Genomic DNA, 315 nt, shown 5'->3' on the forward strand with positions numbered 1-315 from the left:
GTGCCTAATACATGCAAGTCGAACGAACTCTGGTATTGATTGGTGCTTGCATCATGATTTACATTTGAGTGAGTGGCGAACTGGTGAGTAACACGTGGGAAACCTGCCCAGAAGCGGGGGATAACACCTGGAAACAGATGCTAATACCGCATAACAACTTGGACCGCATGGTCCGAGCTTGAAAGATGGCTTCGGCTATCACTTTTGGATGGTCCCGCGGCGTATTAGCTAGATGGTGGGGTAACGGCTCACCATGGCAATGATACGTAGCCGACCTGAGAGGGTAATCGGCCACATTGGGACTGAGACACGGCC

General features: G+C 51.4%; 1 rRNA gene. It reads left to right on the forward strand.

Features of this window, described 5'->3' with window-relative positions:
* A 16S ribosomal RNA gene (locus tag L5849_RS15515) occupies positions 1–315 on the forward strand; the annotation flags it as partial.

The sequence above is a fragment of the Erythrobacter sp. SN021 genome (assembly GCF_021864455.1).